The 20,466-nt window shown below is 44.9% G+C and carries 17 protein-coding genes and 1 riboswitch; of the genes, 7 read left to right on the forward strand and 10 right to left on the reverse strand.

Going from position 1 to position 20,466, the window contains the following annotated elements; genetic code table 11:
- The first annotated feature begins 318 nt into the window (after positions 1 to 318).
- The gene (locus LZG72_RS15830) at positions 319 to 1,803 is read left to right on the forward strand and encodes a xylulokinase (RefSeq protein ID WP_233874273.1); all 1,485 of its coding nucleotides are present in this window, start codon (positions 319 to 321) and stop codon (positions 1,801 to 1,803) included.
- On the opposite strand, the gene LZG72_RS15835 is transcribed toward LZG72_RS15830, so the two are convergent.
- Positions 1,798 to 2,130: a single-stranded DNA-binding protein gene (locus tag LZG72_RS15835; RefSeq protein ID WP_233874277.1), complete on the reverse strand. Its 333-nt coding sequence runs from the start codon at positions 2,128 to 2,130 to the stop codon at positions 1,798 to 1,800. The two genes, LZG72_RS15830 and LZG72_RS15835, sit on opposite strands and share 6 nt — an antisense overlap.
- Before the next feature lie 244 nt (positions 2,131 to 2,374).
- On the opposite strand from LZG72_RS15835, the gene LZG72_RS15840 reads away from it, so the two are divergent.
- Positions 2,375 to 2,731 (forward strand): hypothetical protein, encoded by a 357-nt coding sequence (locus tag LZG72_RS15840; RefSeq protein WP_233874280.1) that lies wholly within the window; start codon positions 2,375 to 2,377, stop codon positions 2,729 to 2,731.
- Positions 2,732 to 2,764: 33 nt separating this feature from the next.
- Positions 2,765 to 3,640: an aldo/keto reductase family oxidoreductase gene (locus LZG72_RS15845; RefSeq protein WP_233874283.1), complete on the forward strand. Its 876-nt coding sequence runs from the start codon at positions 2,765 to 2,767 to the stop codon at positions 3,638 to 3,640.
- Positions 3,641 to 3,643: 3 nt separating this feature from the next.
- Here the strand turns inward: LZG72_RS15845 and LZG72_RS15850 are convergent, their stop codons facing one another.
- A complete protein-coding gene (locus tag LZG72_RS15850) occupies positions 3,644 to 4,576 on the reverse strand; it encodes an S-adenosyl-l-methionine hydroxide adenosyltransferase family protein (RefSeq protein ID WP_233874286.1) in 933 nt (310 codons plus the stop codon).
- Positions 4,577 to 4,614: 38 nt separating this feature from the next.
- Positions 4,615 to 5,193 carry a hypothetical protein gene (locus tag LZG72_RS15855; protein WP_233874289.1) on the reverse strand — a complete coding sequence of 193 codons (579 nt, stop codon included), beginning with the start codon at positions 5,191 to 5,193 and terminating at the stop codon, positions 4,615 to 4,617.
- Between the two features lie 87 nt (positions 5,194 to 5,280).
- Here LZG72_RS15855 and prfA point away from each other — a divergent pair, with 87 nt between their 5' ends.
- The gene (gene prfA, locus LZG72_RS15860; protein WP_233874292.1) at positions 5,281 to 6,354 is read left to right on the forward strand and encodes a peptide chain release factor 1; all 1,074 of its coding nucleotides are present in this window, start codon (positions 5,281 to 5,283) and stop codon (positions 6,352 to 6,354) included.
- Between the two features lie 148 nt (positions 6,355 to 6,502).
- On the opposite strand, the gene LZG72_RS15865 is transcribed toward prfA, so the two are convergent.
- Both LZG72_RS15865 and LZG72_RS15870 read right to left on the reverse strand, forming a co-directional pair.
- Positions 6,503 to 7,057, reverse strand: a complete 555-nt coding sequence (locus tag LZG72_RS15865) for a DUF255 domain-containing protein (RefSeq protein ID WP_233874295.1) — start codon at positions 7,055 to 7,057, stop codon at positions 6,503 to 6,505.
- A gap of 88 nt (positions 7,058 to 7,145) precedes the next feature.
- Positions 7,146 to 8,063 (reverse strand): DMT family transporter, encoded by a 918-nt coding sequence (locus tag LZG72_RS15870; RefSeq protein WP_233874297.1) that lies wholly within the window; start codon positions 8,061 to 8,063, stop codon positions 7,146 to 7,148.
- Between the two features lie 60 nt (positions 8,064 to 8,123).
- A riboswitch (cobalamin riboswitch) is annotated at positions 8,124 to 8,326 on the forward strand.
- 68 nt (positions 8,327 to 8,394) lie between these two features.
- On the opposite strand from LZG72_RS15870, the gene LZG72_RS15875 reads away from it, so the two are divergent.
- The gene (locus LZG72_RS15875; RefSeq protein WP_233874300.1) at positions 8,395 to 10,314 is read left to right on the forward strand and encodes a TonB-dependent siderophore receptor; all 1,920 of its coding nucleotides are present in this window, start codon (positions 8,395 to 8,397) and stop codon (positions 10,312 to 10,314) included.
- 12 nt (positions 10,315 to 10,326) lie between these two features.
- The gene (locus tag LZG72_RS15880) at positions 10,327 to 11,409 is read left to right on the forward strand and encodes a YncE family protein (protein ID WP_233874303.1); all 1,083 of its coding nucleotides are present in this window, start codon (positions 10,327 to 10,329) and stop codon (positions 11,407 to 11,409) included.
- Between the two features lie 69 nt (positions 11,410 to 11,478).
- On the opposite strand, the gene LZG72_RS15885 is transcribed toward LZG72_RS15880, so the two are convergent.
- The 5 genes from LZG72_RS15885 to LZG72_RS15905 form a co-directional block, all read right to left on the reverse strand.
- Positions 11,479 to 12,219: a M48 family metallopeptidase gene (locus LZG72_RS15885; protein ID WP_233874306.1), complete on the reverse strand. Its 741-nt coding sequence runs from the start codon at positions 12,217 to 12,219 to the stop codon at positions 11,479 to 11,481.
- Between the two features lie 69 nt (positions 12,220 to 12,288).
- Positions 12,289 to 13,626 carry a DEAD/DEAH box helicase gene (locus tag LZG72_RS15890; RefSeq protein WP_233874309.1) on the reverse strand — a complete coding sequence of 446 codons (1,338 nt, stop codon included), beginning with the start codon at positions 13,624 to 13,626 and terminating at the stop codon, positions 12,289 to 12,291.
- A gap of 37 nt (positions 13,627 to 13,663) precedes the next feature.
- Entirely contained in the window at positions 13,664 to 14,659 is a 996-nt protein-coding gene (gene fbp, locus LZG72_RS15895; RefSeq protein ID WP_233874312.1) for a class 1 fructose-bisphosphatase, read from the reverse strand.
- A gap of 261 nt (positions 14,660 to 14,920) precedes the next feature.
- Complete coding sequence (locus LZG72_RS15900) at positions 14,921 to 17,572, reverse strand: valine--tRNA ligase (protein WP_233874315.1); 2,652 nt, start codon at positions 17,570 to 17,572, stop codon at positions 14,921 to 14,923.
- Positions 17,573 to 17,656: 84 nt separating this feature from the next.
- Positions 17,657 to 19,462, reverse strand: a complete 1,806-nt coding sequence (locus LZG72_RS15905) for a sensor histidine kinase KdpD (RefSeq protein ID WP_233874318.1) — start codon at positions 19,460 to 19,462, stop codon at positions 17,657 to 17,659.
- 171 nt (positions 19,463 to 19,633) lie between these two features.
- On the opposite strand from LZG72_RS15905, the gene LZG72_RS15910 reads away from it, so the two are divergent.
- Positions 19,634 to 20,443 carry a T9SS type A sorting domain-containing protein gene (locus LZG72_RS15910; RefSeq protein ID WP_233874321.1) on the forward strand — a complete coding sequence of 270 codons (810 nt, stop codon included), beginning with the start codon at positions 19,634 to 19,636 and terminating at the stop codon, positions 20,441 to 20,443.
- Positions 20,444 to 20,466 lie beyond the last annotated feature (23 nt).

The raw sequence follows: 20,466 nt of genomic DNA on the forward strand, positions 1-20,466 counted from the left end.
AAGACCCGATAAAGGATATCTGTATTTTTAATTATGATTCAAATATGGATTGATATTTGATTTCGTGCAAGATATACACAAATAAGACCTCAAATAGATTCCCATTTTTTGATAATCTTTCTTAAAATACAGAATTTTTTCTACACGGAAATGATTTGTTGTACAATGATTAAAAACACACTTTGTTTGACATTTCCTTTTAAGTGTAAAGTTTACACTTAACTCATTTTCTTTATTCAGATTGTTTATTCATTTTTGTATTTTTCAAATCAACTGTTTGAAAAAATTTAGTACGTCAATTCATTAACCTGTATTACAATGTATTTTCTTGGGTTTGACTTGGGCAGCTCTTCCGTTAAAGCTTGCCTGATCCACGCAGATTCTGGTTCCGTTGCTGCTTCCGCTTTTTATCCTGAACGTGAAATGGCCATAGCTTCACCAAAACCAGGCTTCGCTGAACAACAGCCTGAGATGTGGTGGGAAAATGCATGCCTGGCTTCCAGGTCTGTGATTCAAAAGGCTGGAATTTCGGCGGATGAAGTCGGAGCGATCGGGATCTCCTATCAAATGCATGGACTTGTTGTGATTGATAAGGATCAGAATGTACTTCGACCATCCATCATCTGGTGCGACAGCCGGGCCGTGGAAGTCGGAAATCAGGCAATGGAAGCGATTGGAGAAGAATATGTTTTGCCACACCTTCTGAATTCTCCGGGCAATTTCACAGCTTCCAAGCTGGGCTGGGTAAAACAGAATGAACCGGATGTTTTTTCCAAAGTATATAAATTCATGCTGCCTGGCGATTATCTGGCCATGCGGATGACTGGTGAAGTCGTAACAACTCCTTCTGGCTTGTCGGAAGGTATTTTCTGGGATTTTGTAAACAACCGCCCGGCTGATTTTATATTTAATCATTTCGGTTTTGATCATCAGATCCTTCCACAGGTACTACCTACATTTTCCGAACAAGGCAAGATCACCGCAGAAGCTGCCGCTGCACTGGGCTTGCGGCAAGGAGTTCCGGTAACCTATCGTGCCGGTGACCAGCCCAATAATGCTTTTTCACTCAACGTTCTTGAACCTGGCGAGGTAGCTGCAACGGCCGGCACGTCAGGCGTGGTTTACGGCGTTAGCGATCAAATAAAATTCGATCCCAAATCAAGAGTAAACACTTTTTTGCACGTCAATCCTTTGACCGATTCGTCACGTTACGGTGTTTTATTATGCGTTAACGGCACAGGGAGTCTTAATGGCTGGCTCAGAAATTCACTTTTCCAGGGCACTATTTCTTATCCAGATATGAATCAGATCGCTTCTCAGGCCCCGGTCGGAGCGGACGGATTATTCTGTCTGCCATTTGGGAACGGCGCAGAACGCATGCTCGAAAATCAGGATCCTGGAAGCACTTTTAAAGGCCTTCAGTTTAGCCGCCACGATATAAGTCACTACGTCAGAGCGTCACAGGAAGGCATTGTTTTCGCCTTATATTATGGTATGGAAATCATGGAAACTGTGGGTGTATCGTTAAAAAATATCCGCGCCGGTGAAGCCAATATGTTTCTTAGCCCGGTATTCCGCGAAACGTTCGCCAATATCTCGGGTGCCACCGTCGAGCTTTACAATACGGACGGTGCGCAGGGAGCAGCACGCGCTGCCGGGTTCGGACTCGGTTACTACAAGAGCAGAGAGGATGCTTTTACAGGCTTGACTGCATTACGTACCATTGAGCCGGACATTTCTTTCTCGGAAGCTACGAAAGATGCATATGGCAAATGGAAAGAAACATTGGGAAACAGTTTATGACACTTCCTGGGCTTTGGTCACTTCCTCCACTTTGAATGCGACGATCTCAGTAACTTTCACCATCTGATCCTCTTTATTCTGATATTGCCGATAGCTTAATTTTCCCTCAACGGAAATCAATTTTCCTTTTTCTAGCAGTTTCTCGCAATGCACCGCGGCTTGTCCCCAGGCAACAACGGAGTGCCAGACCACGGTTTTGACTTCTTCCTTGTTTTTGTTCACGTACTTTTCATTGGTAGCAACTGAAAATGTGACCATTTTTCCGCTTTCGACTTCTCTCACGGTTACCTCACGTCCAACGTTCCCGATTAATTTTACTGAGTTCATATGCTTTGCGTTTGACTGTTAAATGAATAGTTAAGTCCTCCGTTTGGATCGACTCTGCAAAAGTGTGGGAGCCATGAAAATTGATTCGGTTTTTAAATAATTACAGTCGGGTAAAAGCATTTGCAGCCGTTTGCAAACAGCTCGGCAGGTGTGAGCGCAACTCGTGAATTTTGTTATATTCGCAGCAGGAGATATACACACGATGTCGGATCCTTGATGCAAGGATTGACCAAACAATCATGAAATGAAGAATTGCCTCGAATGCAATAACACTCTCAATGGCAGGATTGACAAGAAATTCTGCTCGGATATGTGCCGGAACAGCTTCAATAACCGGCTTAATTCAGACTCTTACAACATTGTGAGAAACATGAACAACCAGCTTCGGAAAAATCGCAGGATCCTTGAAGTTCTATGTCCCGATGAGAAATCGAAGACAACAAAGAGTATGCTAATCAGCAAAGGTTTTGACTTTAACCTGATTACCAGTATCCGGCCCACTCTTAAAGGCAGCATTTACCATTTTGTGTACGATTATGGGTATCTGGAACTGGAAAACGATTTTTATCTGATCGTAAAAGGTAAACGATTGGAGAAATAGATATTTTTGCACCGAATTCAAATTTTCCCCCGAATGAAAAAAGTAAGCCTCAGTGATTCCGGACCGAAAGTATCAGAAGCAATTTATGGTTTCTGGAGATGGACCGACGAAGGTGCCGTAACGACTACTCAAATCGAAAAAACGATTAATCTGTGCCTGGAACTTGGTATTAATACGTTTGATCATGCAGACATTTACGGCGATTTTACCATTGAGGAGCATTTTGGAAAAATTATTCAAAACAAATCTTTCAAACGCGAAGACATTATATTGTTCAGCAAATGCGGGATAAGAAAGTCTGCCGACAAGTACTTAACCTACTACGACACGTCGCGCGAGCACATTCTGGACAGCATTAATGGATCGCTCAAAAGGCTAAAAACGGATTATCTCGATATTTTCCTTCTGCACCAAAGTGACTTTCTTTCTGATCCTGAAGAAACTGCGGGCGCATTGGCTGAAATTGTTACATCCGGAAAAGCGAAACACATCGGTGTTGCCAACTTCTCAGTTTTTCAACATCAACTGCTTGCCTCTTATCTCAGAATTCCGATTGTAACGAACCATATTGAGCTTAATCTGATGAATATTTCGGCCATAGAGGATGGTCGCATTGATTTTATCAAACAAAGTTTCAGCAAACCACTTGCCTGGGCACCATTGGCCGGTGGTAAAATCCTTCACGGAACGGATGAAAAAGCGGTGAGGTTGCGTTCAAAACTGGAAGAAATCAGCAGGAAATACGATGCAAACATCGAACAAACTGCGGTCGCCTGGTTGATGAAACTAGGTACTTTGCCAATCATCGGCTCACTATCCGAAGCACGGATCAGGAATGGCGCAAGTGCATCGGATGTGCAGCTTAGCCGGGAAGATTGGTATGAAATCTATCAGGTTGCAGGAAAATAGACGTTATTTACTCAGCACGACGCTCCATTCATTTCCACTGAATACGTGTTCCTGCTGGGAGAAATTTCCCATATTAATCGCGATTGAAAACTTGAGCAGGCTGTTAAAATAGCCTACTCTTTCTCCCTCCGGTGCCTCACCAAATGTATTAACGTACAGTACCTGGCCATCGAAAACTTTCTTTTTTTTACTAAAAACCTGCACTTTGACCCTTTCTCCGGGCTTGATATTCAGCTTATTAAAAGTCGTTTTATCAATATTGGTCCAGACATTTCCGTACTGAATGTCCAGGATCGGAATTCCGCCTTGAACCTTATTATTCCCGAACTTCGGTTTTTGATAAGGAATCGCAACAACTGCAGCTGGAAGCTTTTTGCCAACTTCTTCAAACTTAATGACTTTCGATGCTAAACGGGCGCCGGTAAATGCGTAAACATCCCGGCCGTGAAACGTATACGATTCACCCGAGTTTTGGCGACGATTGATTGCCTCATCGATTTCCCGGATTTCCTGAATGCCCATTTCTTCTGCAACCAATGTGAGTGTGCCATTGTCCGGCGTTACAAAATAATGGCCGGTTTTTGTCAGAACAACAACGGATTTTCGCTTCGTGCCGACTCCGGGATCGACTACTGAAACGAAAACAGTGCCCACTGGCCAATATGGGGCCGTTTGAACCAAACGATAAGATGCCTCCCAAATGTTAAACGGAGGGATTTCATGCGTGACATCGTAGATTTTCAAATCAGGTGCTACGCCGGAAGCAACTCCTTTCATGGCTGAAACTGCGCCATCTTTGAGCCCGAAATCCGATTGAAATACCAAAATACCAGGCTTCGTTTCCGAACCACAAGATAGGAATGCAACTGTACAAACGAGTTGAACAAACAGGGCTAACCCTTTCAGATACAATCGTTCCGCCGTTGAAATTCTCATATCATATATCCTCGTGTTGAACCGGTTGAGACTTAAAACTACTTCAACTGTTTGGCATCCAGCTTTCTGATGATGGCTTTTTTGCTAAACAATAATCGCCATACTGCAAAAGGCATTTCCTGAGTGGGCATACATGCTTTGCAAACCGGGCTTTCGGCCGCGACCGGCGCATTGTACACCAACAGTGTATCATTTAATTGCTGCAGATTATCATTTGCTACCGAGTTGTTTTTTGCACTATATAAATACGCATCCAGCAATTCACGCTCTTTCGCCGCAAGGTCCGGGTTTTTCAAATCAGCCATTCCCAGTAGTTGAATGTGCACGCCATATTCTTTTTCCAAAGCGGCGATAACCGGAATTTTAGAAAGGTCTTTACAAATTTCACCTGCCCGGTCCGGACTTTGACCGAGTTGATTTGTCAGCGATTTTTCAGCGATTTTCGAGATTTTCTTTCCCCACTCATCTGCCGAATAAATCAACTGAGTATTTGTAACCCGTTTTATCTGAGAGGCTTTGATTTCCGCATTCAGTTCCTTTGTATTTTCTATCCGGCCACTGGTATCACAAGCTGCCAGCAAGAGTACCAGGCTGGCACAACCTATTAGTCGTTTCATTTCATTTCAAATTTAGCTTTTCTACATCCTTCCTAAAATCCCTATCTTTGTGCCCCGAATGGGTCGTGCCAAAGATATTCAATAAAGATGATCGATAAGTTAGAAGCTATAAAAGAACGTTTCGAAGAAGTTTCGCAACAAATTGTACAGCCCGAAATCGTTTCGGATTCTGCCCGTTATTCCAAGATCAGTAAAGAATATAAAGACCTTGGAAAGATCGTTGCGCAGTATAATATGTATCTCAAAATTCAAAAAGATATTGCCGGAACAAAGGAACTCATCGCAACCGAAAAGGACGAGGAACTGAGAGAAATGGCGAAAGAGGAGCTCGACGACCTGAGTCCGAAATTGGAAGAATTGGAACAAAATATAAAAGAGTTACTAATCCCAAAAGATCCGAACGACAGCCGCAACATCATTTTAGAGGTACGCGGCGGAACGGGTGGCGACGAGGCCGCGATTTTTGCGGGGGACTTGTTCCGGATGTATCAGCGGTTTTTCGAAAAAATGGGCTGGCGATCGTCGATCATGGACTTTACAGAAGGTTCAAATGGCGGTTATAAAGAGATTATCTGTAAGGTTGAGGGAGAAGATGTGTATGGCAAAATGAAGTTTGAATCGGGAGTTCACCGGGTTCAGCGCGTACCTCAAACAGAATCTCAGGGGCGCATTCACACGTCGGCAGCTTCTGTGGCTGTATTGCCGGAAGCGGAGGAAGTGGATGTTCAGATCAATATGAATGATGTCCGGGTTGATACATTCCAATCGTCCGGTGCTGGTGGTCAGTCTGTTAACACCACTTATTCAGCAGTAAGATTAACCCACATTCCTTCCGGGCTTGTGGTGAGCTGCCAGGACGAACGTTCTCAATTAAAAAACAAAGACCGCGCATTGAGCGTTTTGCGTTCCAGGTTATATGAGATTAAACTAAAAGAACACAACGACGCGATCAGTTCTCAGCGTAAATCCATGGTTGGTAGCGGCGACCGTTCCGATAAAATCCGCACCTACAACTACCCTCAAAGCCGCATTACTGATCACCGGATCGGCTATACCGTTTACAATCTCCCCGCGGTAATGGAAGGCGACATTGCCGAATTCATCGAAAGGCTAAGAATCGCTGAAAATGCGGAGAGAATGCAGGAAGGAGAAACGGTTTAAGCAAAAGTTAGTGCGAAGGTAGACCTTCGCGACTAATATGAGGAGGCCTCTGGCCGACAGCAATCAAAATGCTTATACCATACTTATTTCCGCTTCACGGCCGGAGGCCTTGGAATAGTTGGTCCGAACGGGACGTTCGAACCAACTGCTATGGATAAAGTGCCGAGTAGGTCTTCGATTTATAGGCTTCGAAGTCTTCTTTTTTGTGATGATCGTCGCCGATGAAGGTGATGATCTGATGAAATTCTTTGGCTTTCAGGTATCCGGGAAGTGGCTGGATCATATTGAATTTGTCGTCCAGAAAAACAGTAGTAGGGTAACTCGGCTGATTATTGGTTAGCGCCAATGCAATTTCATTGATTCCACGTCCGCCCTGAGCCAGATATTTGAATTTTTTGTCCCCCAATGTAATGGCTTCTTTTTGCTCCGCATCGAGCTTTACGGCATAATATTTCTTATTAACATACTCGACAACCGCCTTATTTTTGAACGTTTCGCGGTCCATTACCTTGCACCATCCGCACCAGTCGGTATATAAATCGATCATCACTTTTCTGGGCTCTTTCTGGATTTTCGTAAAAGCTTCTTCAATCGTAAGCCATTGAATTCCTTCTGCCGGGCGGCTCTCAGAATCCGAGCGAAATCCCGTCGACACGGTCAAAATGACCAGTATCAAGAGAAATGTAGTTTTGAAAGTTTTCATCTTGTTTTGGATTACTTCAAATAAACAGAATGTATCGACAGAAAATTGCTTGGCCACGGGTTGCTTACAATGCTAAATGAATGCCAATTTATGCTTTTGTTTTGGCTAATGAAACCAGGATCCCGCCAGCGACGATCAACACCATCCCCGTAAGCATGGAAACCGAGGGCATGGCTTCGCCCATGAAAAATCCGATGAGTACCGAGAACAAAATGTTGGAATAACCGATGGCTGCCACGCGTCCCGCTTTGTCAAACGTAAATGACTGCGTGAGCATTCTCTGCCCCATTAACGCCGTTAACCCAAGTGCCAAAAATCCCGCCCATTGAAGGGAATCGTCCGGCCATTTGAAAGTCCCGATCAGAAAATCGAGGTGCTCCATTGGGTAGTACGTGCCGACCAACATCGAAACGATTGGCATTACAATACCACTTAACATAAACGAAAGAATGATAGACCGGGTGTCGTAAACCACGCCGAGCTGCCGGATCGACAGATAGGAAATTGCAGTTAATAATGCATTTCCGAGTCCCAATGCATTATCGCGGAGTGATATGGAAAGGTCGGGGCGAAAGACAAACAGAATGCCGGCGAAACCGATAAATATCGCAGTCCATTCTTTTGGGTTCAATGTTTCGCCGATCAGCAGCCAGGAAAACAAGGCAAGAAATATCGGGTACGTGTATTGATAAGTAGAAGCACGTCCCAACCCGAGCGTTTGGATCGCGTAGAAAAGCATATAAAGTGACAATGTGCCCACTACACCCCTGAAAATCAGCAATCCAAGCCTGCCACCTTCCTGCTTGACCGGCCTCCGCCAAATGCTGCTGAGCACGAAGACAACCCCAACGATATTGCGAAAAAATACCAGTTGCACAATATGAAATTCCTTGCCAAGCCACTTGGAGATCGCAGATGTGAGGGAAAAGAAGAAAGCAGCTCCCAGCATCAGGTAAATGCCTTTTTGGGAAGATTTAGATGCAAGAAAATCTGGTGTCGCAGCCAATAAATTAGATTTTGGTCAAAGATAACGCATCTGTCAAATAGTCGAAAATCAATTCAATTATCTACCTTTGCAGCGTTTGGTGCCAACCGCTGATTCAATGCAGCCATTAGGCTTAATAGGGAATTCCGTTGATCCGGAAGCTGTCCCCGCAACTGTAAGTCTGTTTCATTTGACCCGATCTTCTTAGCCACTGTTTCACGCAAACGGGAAGGCGCGGGATCAAAAGACGAGCCAGGAGACCTGCCAGAACATTCTGACTTTTCCGTTTTCGGAGGAAAAATAAAAGTCAACGACAAATCCATTCAGTTCGCAGGTGATCATTAACCGGATCTTGGTTATTCTATTTTCGATTACAACAGGCATTCTTTTGTCCGGGAAAACGTATGCGCAAAAAGACAGCATTCGTCTGGAACCGGTTATCGTTCAGGGATTTGTTCCTGTAAAATTCATGAGCGGGCTGAAAGTGCAGAAATTCGATTCGACCACATTAAGTCAGTTTAAATTCCGCAATATCTCCGATCTGCTTTCATTATATACGCCCATCGCATTTAAAAACTACGGCCCCGGACAACTGAACACTGCGTCGTTTCGGGGCACTTCATCCAATCACACGGCGGTATTATGGAATGGGCTCAACATCAATTCCCCGTCATTAGGCCAAACTGATTTTTCTACCATTCCCGTCGCAGGTTTTGATCAGCTTTCCGTTCAGTATGGTTCTGCTGCCAGCATTGTAGGCACCGATGCAGTCGGGGGAAGCATTTTACTGGGGAGTTCTCCAGTAAATGCGGGTTTTAATGCATCCGTCGGACATCAGCATGAAAGCTTTGATAATTACCAGTCACAGGTTTCGGCAAATTATGGGGTGAAACTCAATGACATCTGGAAAATTTCAGGAAAGACAAATGCATATTATGGAATGACTAATAACCACTTTCCATATTCGCAGAGAAGAGGTTACTCGATCTTACCTTCTGAAACTTTTCAAAAAGGTCTGGTTCAGGATCTGTTTTTGCAATCGAAGAATGATCAGGAATTATCGGCACATATCTGGCTGACAAACAATAAACTAACCATCGCGCCAAACGAGCTGGCCGGCCGGGAACTGACTCTCACCGAAGCCTATCGGACGATGTTACGTTACCGTTTTAAAGATCTGGCATTGCGGACTTCCTGGGTCCGGGATATCATTGATTATGCCAAAAGTGATTTCAAAAATCCCGATCATGCGGTGACCGATAAATTCTCGAACCGCATTGAAAAAGATTTTCAATGGAATATCGGAACAAATGGGAATGCCGTTCAAGTAAAAGCAGGCGCTGAATGGACTCATTTTCGGGCGAAACTTTCGGGTTATAAAAACCCTCTGATCACTGAAAACCGCGGAGATCTGTTTCTGCTAACCCGTTTTCAGGTTACACAGCGTGTGCTGCTTTCTTTGAACCTCCGGCAGGCGTTGATCACGCGTTTCAACCCGCCAGTGACACCTTCTTTCGGAGGAGAATATATATTAATTCAAAAGCACTTTTACCATTTGAAACTGAAAGGTTCGATCGCCAGAAGCTACCGGGTTCCTACTTTGAATGAACGCTACTGGAAAGAACTGGGAAATCCGGAAATCAGGCCGGAGAGTGGGTGGAACCGGGAAATCGGCCTCGATCAAACGTATCAAATCACAGCCAACCAGCATCTGACCACGTCCATTACCGGATATTATAACCGGATCAAAGATTGGACCTACTGGAATCCTGCCAGGAACTACCGCGTCGAGAATTTAAAGCAGGTTTTAGCCAAAGGCATTGAATTTCAATTGGGCTGGAAAAGTAACTATGGCGTATTGCGATCAGGTGCAAACCTGGGTTATGCATTCAATAATAGCACCCAGGAAAAGTCTTACGATGCCTATTCAGCGGAAATCGTAGGAAAACAACTGGTTTTTGTTCCCATGCATTCCGGAAATGGAAATGTGTACGTTCTGTACAAAAAGTGGAAGGTTACCGGGCAGCTTCAGGCATTCAGCAAACGGTACAGTACATTCGACAATTCCCAGTTTTTGCCAGGATACACCCTGGTAAATATGCTCACCGAAACGACTTTGAACCTGAACAGAATCAGGCTGCTGATCCAGGGCCGCGTCGACAATCTTGCTAATACTTTTTACCTGAATGTAAGGAACAATGCAATGCCGGGACGGAGCTTTGCATTAAGTTTGGTAGTGAATTACCGGTCAACGAAGAATAATTTTTATTAATAAATGAACAACATGAAAAAACAATTAACCAGAGTAGCTGCCCTAGTAGCATTCTCCCTCGTTTTCTGGTCTTGCAACCAGAGTGATCCGGCACCAAAAGGCGATTACGTAAAAGGCGTTTTTGTGCTGAATGAAGGCAATTTCTTCCAGAATAATGGCGCGATTTCGTTTTTCACCAGAGAAGAAACTACTTCGCAAGACGATATCTTTTCCAGAGTGAACGGGAAAGTGCTGGGTGGCGGCGTGCAAGGTTACGCAGTGGCTGGAGAAAAAGGTCTGATACTCGTCGATAACTCCGCCGCGGGACTGGATAAAGTTGAAATTATAAATAGCAACACTTTTCAGGATCTGACGAGCATTGGTGCGCCGGACATCGAAAACCCACGTGAGATTGTGATCGGTAACAATAATAAAGCCTATGTTTCCTGCTGGGGGGCAAACGCGGATTACAAATATACGACAGGCTACATTGCAGTAATCGATCTCGGCTCACACAAGGTTACCAAGAAAATCGCCATTACCGGCGGCCCTGAAAATCTGGTGTATAACAATGGAAAATTGTTTGTGGGTACCAATTCCGATGGCGGCGGTAAAACACTTACTGTCATTAACACTACGAGTGACGACGTCGTCAAAACCATCACAGTTCCAGGCAGCGCAACTCCCATCGGCATTGATGCGAACGGTAAGCTTTGGGCCGGTGCCGGAACCAATGCGTTGAAAATCAATGTAGATAGCTATGCTATTGAAAGTACACTTCCGATCGGTTCTGATTCCAAAAAGTCAGCCCGGAATTTTGCATTGAGTGCTGATCTTAAAAGCATCTTTTTCGTGCTTTCTTACTTTGATGCGAACTATGTCAGCCACGGCGAAACATACAAATTTGGAGTAACCGACACACAAATCAATGTAGCAACCCCATTGATCAAGCGAGTATTTAGCGGGTTATCGGTAGATCCTTCGCAGGGTTTGATCTACGCCGGAGTAACTCCTTCTTACGCACAAGCTGGATATGCAGTACGATACAGGGGCGATGGAAGTCTGGTAGATTCTATCAAAGTGGGAGTGGCGCCAACCGGCTTCTTTTTCAAATAAAATCCTTACATGCAAAAGAGCCTCTGAACGCAAATTCAGAGGCTCTTGTATGTCCCAACGGTTTTATAGCTACTTAAAAAAGCCCTGCGGATCAGGCATTTTTGCTTTTAGGAGCTCGACAAATTCGAAATTCATCTGACTCAGATCAAGGGTGCGGCCTTTGTGCAAATGTTCCCACGACTTATCCAGTTCATTGAGATTATAATGCACCAATGCCAGATTATATTGTCCCAGCGCGTAAGTTGAATCGAGTGCCATCGCGTGTTTCAGCAATTCTCCGGCTTCATCGAGTTCTTCTTTTCGGCTTGTGATCGCATATAATTTGAGATTCACGGTCGAAAGATCCACCAGCAACGGAACATTATCACCTTGCAGGTTGATGCCTCTGCTCAACATTTTCTTGGCATCCACCCAGTTTTCTCTCTGGTACGAAACTACTCCCAGGCCCCAGTAAGCCTCTACGTTTTTATCGTTCAGCAATTGCGCCAGATTGAAACGGTAGCAGGCTGTGTCCAGCGAACCTTCCTGAAGATATTCCCAGGCACGGGTTGCAAAAAAACTGCTTGCTTCGGTACGGCTCGAAAATGATTTATCGCATTCACTCAGAAACTTGATTTCTTCATCGATCTGTTCCGAGGTTTTACTGATTTCTCCGAATAATGGAAGAATCCTGCGTTCCTTTAATTCAAGCGGTTTCTTTGAGGCAACGTTCGTGTCTGAACTTGGAGCAGCGCTCGCGAGATGCGTATTTTGAGCAAAGCCCAATGCCGGTGTTAAGATAGCAAGCCAAACAACAACAAATCCTTTCATAGGTAACTTAAATAGAGAAACAGGTTTTCTATTGTCCAAGTTAAACGGTTTTATTCTAATTGTATTGCATTATTTACGTTTACTTCTTCCGGGTAAACCCCGACGCTTATGTCCTCCATTTGAAGACGTTTTGGACGGTGGTCTGTGAGAATGTTTCTTCTCATGGAATGCACCCAGAAAGGTTGGATCTTCTTTTCGTTTTTGGTTGTCAATCTCCCTCAGCATATCCTGCCGCTCGGGAATGGGCGTTGGTTCCGTCTCTACGTCTGCCGGCAGCTCAGCGCGCGGAATCGGTTTCCGGATCATATTTTCGATTTTTTTGATGTGGTATTCATCAGCAATCGTCATAAAAGTGATCGCCTCGCCCGACTGATTTGCCCGGCCCGTGCGACCGATCCGATGAACATAATCCTCATAAATCAGCGGTACGTCAAAGTTGATCACGTGGCTCACTTCCGTAATGTCAATTCCCCGCGCAACCACATCCGTCGCAACCATCACCCGCACAGATCCGGACCTGAATGCATCCATCGCATTGATCCGGGTATTCTGCCCTTTATTAGCATGTATTACTCTCAATTCATCCTCCCTGACCACTTTATCCAACAGATTCTGATGCACCAAACCTGCCACCTCGCGGCTCCTGGTAAAAATGAGAACCCGGTTGAAGGTTTCCTTATCCCTTAACAACGAGGTAAGTAAGTTAATCTTCGTCCTGAAATTGGGGACTTCGTATAAGCGTTGCGTGACCATTTCGGCCGTTGTAGCCTGCGGGGTAACTTCAATGCGGGTTGGGAATTCTAAAAATTCGTGGGATAACCTCTCTACTTTTTCGGAAAATGTTGCCGAAAAGAGCATGTTCTGTCTTTTGGTAGGAATGATCTCCAGAAGCTTCCGGATCTGCGGCATGAAACCCATATCCATCATTTTATCCGCCTCATCGAGGACCATCACATTCAGGTTTTTGACGATCACCTCTTCCTGAAAATAGAGGTCCATGAATCGGCCGGGTGTCGCCACAATAATATCAACTCCGGCACGCACATTTTCAATCTGCGTTTTTGGCCCTACCCCACCATATAAAACTACTATCCGAATATCCGTGTATTTGGCGAACTGTGTAATGGCTTCTGAAATCTGCATCGCAAGCTCGCGTGTCGGCGCCAAGATCAGTGCCCGCGGGTGCTGTCCCTGCGCGAATTTAATGCGCATGAGCAGGGGTAACGAATAAGCTGCTGTTTTGCCAGTACCGGTTTGCGCGATACCCAAAATGTCCTGTCCGGCTAATGCAAGCGGGATCGCTTGTTCCTGAATGGGTGTGGGAGTTTCGTAACCTGCTTCTTCAATTGCGTTGAGTAACTGACGGTTAAGCTTAAATTGTTCAAAGGTATTTTGCGTAGTCTGCATGCCGCAAAGGTACGAAAACTAAAACAGTAGCCGGTTATCAACCTGTAACAACGTCGTCGACGAGATCTGCTGAACCAATGTAGATCGGCGACCGCTGGTGGAACGATTGCGGAACAATGTCCAGAATGCTCCCGAACCCGTCGTGCGCCTTGCCGCCGGACTTCTCGGCTATAAATGCCAGCGGGTAGCATTCATAAAGCAGCCGCAATTTGCCTTTTGGGTCTTTGTTGGTAGATGGATACAGGTAAATGCCGCCTTTCAGCATGTTTCGGTGAAAATCGCCCACGAGCGAGCCTATGTAACGGGCACTAAAACTTTTTGACTTACATTGCTCAATATACTTTTGCACAAATTTCGGGTAGCTGTGATAATGGCCCTCATTCACCGAGTAGATTGAGCCGTGGGAAGGAGTACCTATATTTTTGTGTGATAAAATGAATTCGCCGAGCGAATGGTCGAACGTAAACCCATTCACGCCATCGCCTGTGGAATAAACGAGCATCGTCGATGAGCCGTAAATAATGTAACCTGCCGCAATCTGCTTCCGCCCGCCCTGTAAAAAGTCTGAAATGGAAGCCGGGCCATTAATGGGGGTAACACGTCGGTAAATTGAGAAAATGCTGCCAATGGAGACATTTACATCGATGTTCGAAGAGCCGTCCAGCGGATCCATGGCCACTACATATTTGCCGTGGTTGTTGCCGGTATGGATAATGTCTTCCTCTTCCTCAGAAAGAATGGCGCAAACCTCTCCTCCATTTTTTAAAGCCCGGATAAAACGGATATTGGCGATGATATCGAGCTTTTGCTGATTCTCACCCTGCACGTTCTCCGTCCCGTTCCCGCCGACAATATCGATGAGCCCGGCCCGGTTGATTTCCCGGTTAATGATCTTTCCCGCGAGTGCGATGTCCCGTAGCAACTGCGATAACTCTCCGGTTGCGTACGGAAACGCGCTTTGACTGTGCATGATAAAACGGTCGAGTGTGACGCCCACCGGCACCGCTAGCTCCTGTTCTGTTTTCGTCGCCATAGTATGAGTTTACATAATATTGGCAGGAAATTACACCCCGATTTTTCCTATTTCCAAACAGTTTGACCTAATAAAATATTTTAAAAATTAATATGACTTTATCTCCATTAAAACATTGATTAATTCTAATAATGAGCGCATTAAATTTATTTAGCTTGTACTTTTTAAATGTCATGGTGACATAAAACAGACGGATGACTAACAAAAAAAGCACAAGGTACTTCCACCCTGTGCTTAATATATGACTTGCTTTTCTGACGCTTATTTAAGCCTTGCCAGCGCCTCGGTCAAGGTTGCGATTTTCGCTTCGGCATCCGCCTGCTTCTGACGTTCCTTTTCGACGACGTCGCCTTTTGCATTCTGTACAAAACGTTCGTTCGAGAGTTTCTTTACCACCGAATCGAGGAAGCCCTGCGTGTATTCCAGTTCTTTTTGCAGATTTTCCTTTTCCGATTCAATATCCAGTTCGTCAGCCAGGTTTACAAAAAACTCATCCGATTTCACACGGAATGACGTTCCTTCTGATTCTCCGGAAACATACTGAATGCTATCTACATGGGCCAGTTTGAGGATCAATGTCTCCAGGGTTTGGTAGCGGGCCGGAGAATCCGTGCGGATTGCCAGCGGCAATGCAACTTTCGGACTGATATTTTTTGAATTGCGCAGATTCCGGATCGCCGAAACCAGCTCAAAAAGTATTTCAAAGTCATTCAGCAAAGTTTGATCAAATTCCTTTGCCTGAGGAAACTGGGCAATGCAAATGGAGTCGTTAGCCGGACGTTCGATGATGCTCTGCCAGATTTCTTCGGTTATAAAAGGCATAAACGGATGCAACAAACGCATTAACTGATCAAAGAAATCTAATGTCGAATCGTATATTTCCAGATCGATCGGCTGCTCAAAACCAGGCTTGATCATTTCCAGATATTGCGCACAGAAATCGTCCCAGATCAGTTTATAAACCGAATTCAATGCGTCCGAAATCCGGAATTTGGAGAAATGATCCTCGACTTCCGCCAATGTCTGGTTCAGTTTGCTTTCAAACCATTGAACGGCCAGTTTGGAACCTGCGGGAACCCGCAGACTTTCCCGGTTTTCGGAAACCTGGAAAGTCTTAACCAATCGAAACGCATTCCAGATCTTATTCCCAAAGTTCCTGCCCTGCTCCACCAGCTTATCGTCATACGGAAGATCATTCCCTGCCTGAGAGCTAAAAAGCATACCGGTACGAATGCTATCCGCGCCAAATTGTTCGATCAAATCAATCGGATCGGGAGAATTACCGAGCGACTTGGACATTTTACGTCCCTGTTTATCCCGCACAATACCCGTGAGATATACATTTTTGAATGGATAGGTTCCCCGATATTCATATCCCGCAATGATCATCCGCGCCACCCAGAAGAACAGGATTTCAGGAGCGGTAACCAGGTCATTGGTTGGATAATAGTAGTTTACTTCCTCATTATCCGGCTCTTTTATCCCATTAAAAACAGAAATCGGCCAGAGCCACGACGAAAACCAGGTATCCAGTACATCCGGGTCTTGCTCAATATCCTCCTCAGTTAATGCAAAAAGCTGGTACTCATGCTGCGCTTTCCGTAATGCTTCTTTTTTCGTTTTTGCAATGATGATCGTGCCGTCTTTGAGGTAGAAGGCCGGAATGCGATGTCCCCACCAAAGCTGCCGGCTAATGTTCCAATCCCGGACATTTTCCATCCAGTGACGGTACGTATTCTTGAATTTGGCAGGAATCAGCTGAACCGTATCGTTCATGACATTGTCAAATGCCGGTTTGCTGATCTTCTCCATTTTCAAAAACCATTGCTCCGAAAGTCGCGGCTCAATTACAGAATTGGTCCTCTCTGAATGTCCCACATTGGATTTGTATTCCTCTGTTTTAACCAGATTTCCTGATTCTTCGAGCAGCTTAATGATCTTTTTTCGGGCTGTAAACCGGTCTTCACCTACGAGGATCTGCGCTTTCTCATTTAAAGTACCATCCTCGTTAAGCAAATCGATTATCGGCAAATTATGCCTTTTACCAAGCTCATAATCATTGGTATCGTGGGCAGGGGTAACTTTCAGGCAGCCGGTACCAAATTCCATTTCAACATATTCATCCGCAATAATGGGAATCGCGCGATTGATTAATGGGATCAAAACCTTTTGACCGATTAAATGTTGATAACGCTCATCCCCAGGATTCACACAAATAGCCACATCCGCCATAATAGTCTCCGGCCGCGTAGTAGCAATCACCACCCCTTCCTCCATACTCCCTCCTCCATTCTCCCCAACCAACGGATATTTAAGATAAACCAATTTCTGATTTACCTCTTTCATAATTACTTCCTCATCCGATACTGTGGTCCTCGCCTGCGGGTCCCAGTTCACCATCCGGTGCCCGCGATAGATATCGCCTTTATTATACAGGTCAATAAAGACGTCGATCACCGAATCGTACAGATCCGGCTCCATGGTAAAACGCGTCCGGTCCCAGTCGCAGGAAGCTCCCAGTTTGCGCAATTGTTTCAGGATAATGCCGCCGTATTTGTGCGTCCATTCCCAGCAATATTCGAGAAATTCGTCGCGAGTAAGGTCGCGTTTACTGATGCCGCGTTCTTTTAGCATCGCCACCACCTTGGCTTCTGTAGCAATGGAGGCATGGTCCGTACCAGGCACCCAGCAGGCTTCTTTTCCTTCCATCCTGGCTTTACGGACCAGAATGTCCTGAATGGTATTATTGAGCATATGCCCCATGTGCAGCACGCCGGTGACGTTTGGAGGCGGAATCACGATCGTGTACGGTTCCTTGTCCGGATTGGGCTTCGATTGGAAGTACTTGTTGTCCAGCCAGTACGAATACCATTTATCCTCTATCTCCTGAGGGGCATATGTTTTGGAAATCATTGTGTAGTCAGAAATTTACCTTCACCTGGCGGTTTGCCATCTTAAAAAGAAGGCAAGTTATGATTTGCAGCTGAAATTTCTAAACTATACTTCCTCTTTGCCGAGCGGCAGCCAGACAATAAATGTGCTTCCTTCCCCAGGCTTGCTTGTGACCTGAACCGTGCCCGCATGCGCCTCGACCATCTTTTTGACATAACTTAATCCAAGTCCGAAGCCTTTCACATCGTGCACATTTCCAGTCGGTACGCGGTAGAATGTATCGAAAATGCGCTGCTGCTGGTCCCGGTTCATGCCAATACCTCTATCGGTAATCGAAACGGAAATACCATTGTTCTCATTCCAGGTTCGGATGCTCAGATCCAGCTTTTCCGGCGAATATTTGATCGCATTATCAACGAGGTTGTTTAGTACATTCGAAATGTGAACTTCATCCGCGAAAACAATTTCATTTTCGGCTTCAAATTCCAATGCTACCTCACCTTCCTTTTGCTCGATCTGAACACTTTGCCCATTTAATGCCTTGGTAATCAGATCATGAATGTTTGTTTCGCCCAATGTTAATTTTACGTGACCTTTGTCCAGAAGTGCCATTTGCAACACTTTTTCGACATGCGTGCCCAGCCTTTTATTTTCCTCACGTATAATGCCGAGGTAACGGTCAAGACGTGTGGTATTCTTTGTCTCTATAAATGTCGCCGAATTTTCCTGCGCCATTTCCGCCGCCAGTGCAATGGTCGAAATAGGTGTTTTAAACTCGTGCGTCATATTGTTAATGAAGTCATTCTTAATTTCCGACAGTTTTTTCTGACGTAAAATCGTAGTGACCGCCATATAAAAACAAGCCATTATAACTACGATTAAGATGCCCGAGCCACCAAACATCACGCCCATGTTGCTCAGAATGTATTTTTGCTGATCCGGAAAAAATACGTAGAGTGCGTTTTTTGCATTCACCTCCTCATTTGGAAAAAGTGACGCTTTATACGATCGTTCCTCCCAATCATTCGGTTTCAGGCTTACTGTCGAGAAAATCAGACTGTCTTCCGATTGACCTCTCACCGCGAACTCATAAGGAATCGAGACGCCATTCTGAATAAGCTCCTTTTTGAGCAGTGTATCCAGTAAAAACCGGTTAACTCGCTGTTCAATAGGTCTTTTTGTATAAATAAAATCCTTCATAACTTCTTTCAGAAGCTCCGCTTTATCCGTTTCCCCTACCGTGATCATAGCTTTGGAATTGAGCCTGCCATTCTTTGTTTTGTCAGAAATCGCCACCTTCCGATTTGCTAGACTACTTCTCACCGAATCTGTGCGCGATCTGCCATTTTCCCCATTATGAACACCTCTCAATACATTTCCGAGACGTTCTTCTTCTTCGAGTCTTCGTCGCATAAACTCATCGATCCCGGCAATTCCATACTGTTGCGCCTGGAAAAATTCTTCCATAATCCGCTGCTGATGATCGACCATCACCCTGAAATTAGGACTTAGCACGTCACTAGGAACTGCCTCAGTAATAATCTGATAATGAACTTCTTCACCATTGGGGCCAATGGCAATTTCTAGCTTCGGCTTCACGTGCACCACTTGTTCCGCTGGTGCCTGAGGTTTTTTCGGCGTTACCCTTTTCATCGGCATATTCCGCAGCTGGGCGATCCGGTCCAGCTTGCTTTTTTGCTGCTCCGTCTCGATCCGTCTTTGCAGCAGATACATCATTTCCTGCTTTTCAAGCCTGTGCACCACTTCCTGAACGGATTCAGATACTTTTTGATTGAACTGATCATTACGTATCGCGATCGCTTCACGGATCCAATACCATTGAAATCCGATCAGGCCGATCAACGCCAGGCACATTAATCCAACGATGACCTGTATTTTCCTTTTAGACATATATTTCTGTTTCAATGATGCAACGCCTCCTCCCTTTTCCCCGACATTTTAGCTGATAACAAATTTAACGTTTCGCATTCGTCGCCATTTGTTTTTAACATTATTTAACAGCGACACAAAGGCACGTTCGATAATTTTATAAATCGTTCATAATCATAACCAAATGCACCTATGAAAGCTGTTTTCCTTCAAAAATTAATGTTGCCGCTGTCACTTTCGGCTGTGTTGTTTGTCTCAAATCAGGCATCGGCGCAGGCGGATAAAAAAACAAAGCCCGGAGATAAATCAGAATCTGTTATCCGCATTCAGATAACGGAAGATGAAGGCGGGAAAACCACAAATAAAGAACGGAGTTATCGCGTGGGCGCGATGTCCGACGATGAGCGTGACAAGTTTGTGGAGAAAGTACTTGATTCACTGGGAGTTGATAAAAAGAAAAAGCAATCGATATCCATTACGGTAGATGACGGCGACACCGACATGATCGCAGCAAAAAAACGTAGAAAAGTGATCATCGACCACCGGGACGATCGGGAACCACTTGCCTATCACTGGAAAAACGACCATTCTTTTGATTTTGAATGGGATTCCGACAAGTTCCGCAGCAATCTGAGAGAATTTGAAAGAGACATCAGACCAAAAACGAAGATGCTCCTGAAAGATATGGAACATCTCGGTACACAAATGGGCGATATCTGGGAAAAGGATTTTGTAAAACCTGCGAATGTGCGCGCGCTCAGCGCTTATTCCAATAATCCCGACAACGGAATGCTGAACCTTCGTTTCAGTGTCCCCGAGAAAGGTGATGTGACAGTAACTGTTACGGATACCAAAGGCAAAGAAGTCGGCAAAAAGGAAATTAAGGACTTCGAAGGTGAGTTTGTGGGTCAGATTGAACTTAAAAAGAGCACGAAAGGCACCTTGTTTGTAACTGTTGTCCAGAATGAAGACGGCACTGTAAAGCGGGTTGTTATCCCATAATCTGACATTTTCTGTTCCTGAAA

The sequence above is a fragment of the Dyadobacter sp. CY323 genome, from assembly GCF_021390245.1.
Lineage (GTDB): Bacteria > Bacteroidota > Bacteroidia > Cytophagales > Spirosomataceae > Dyadobacter.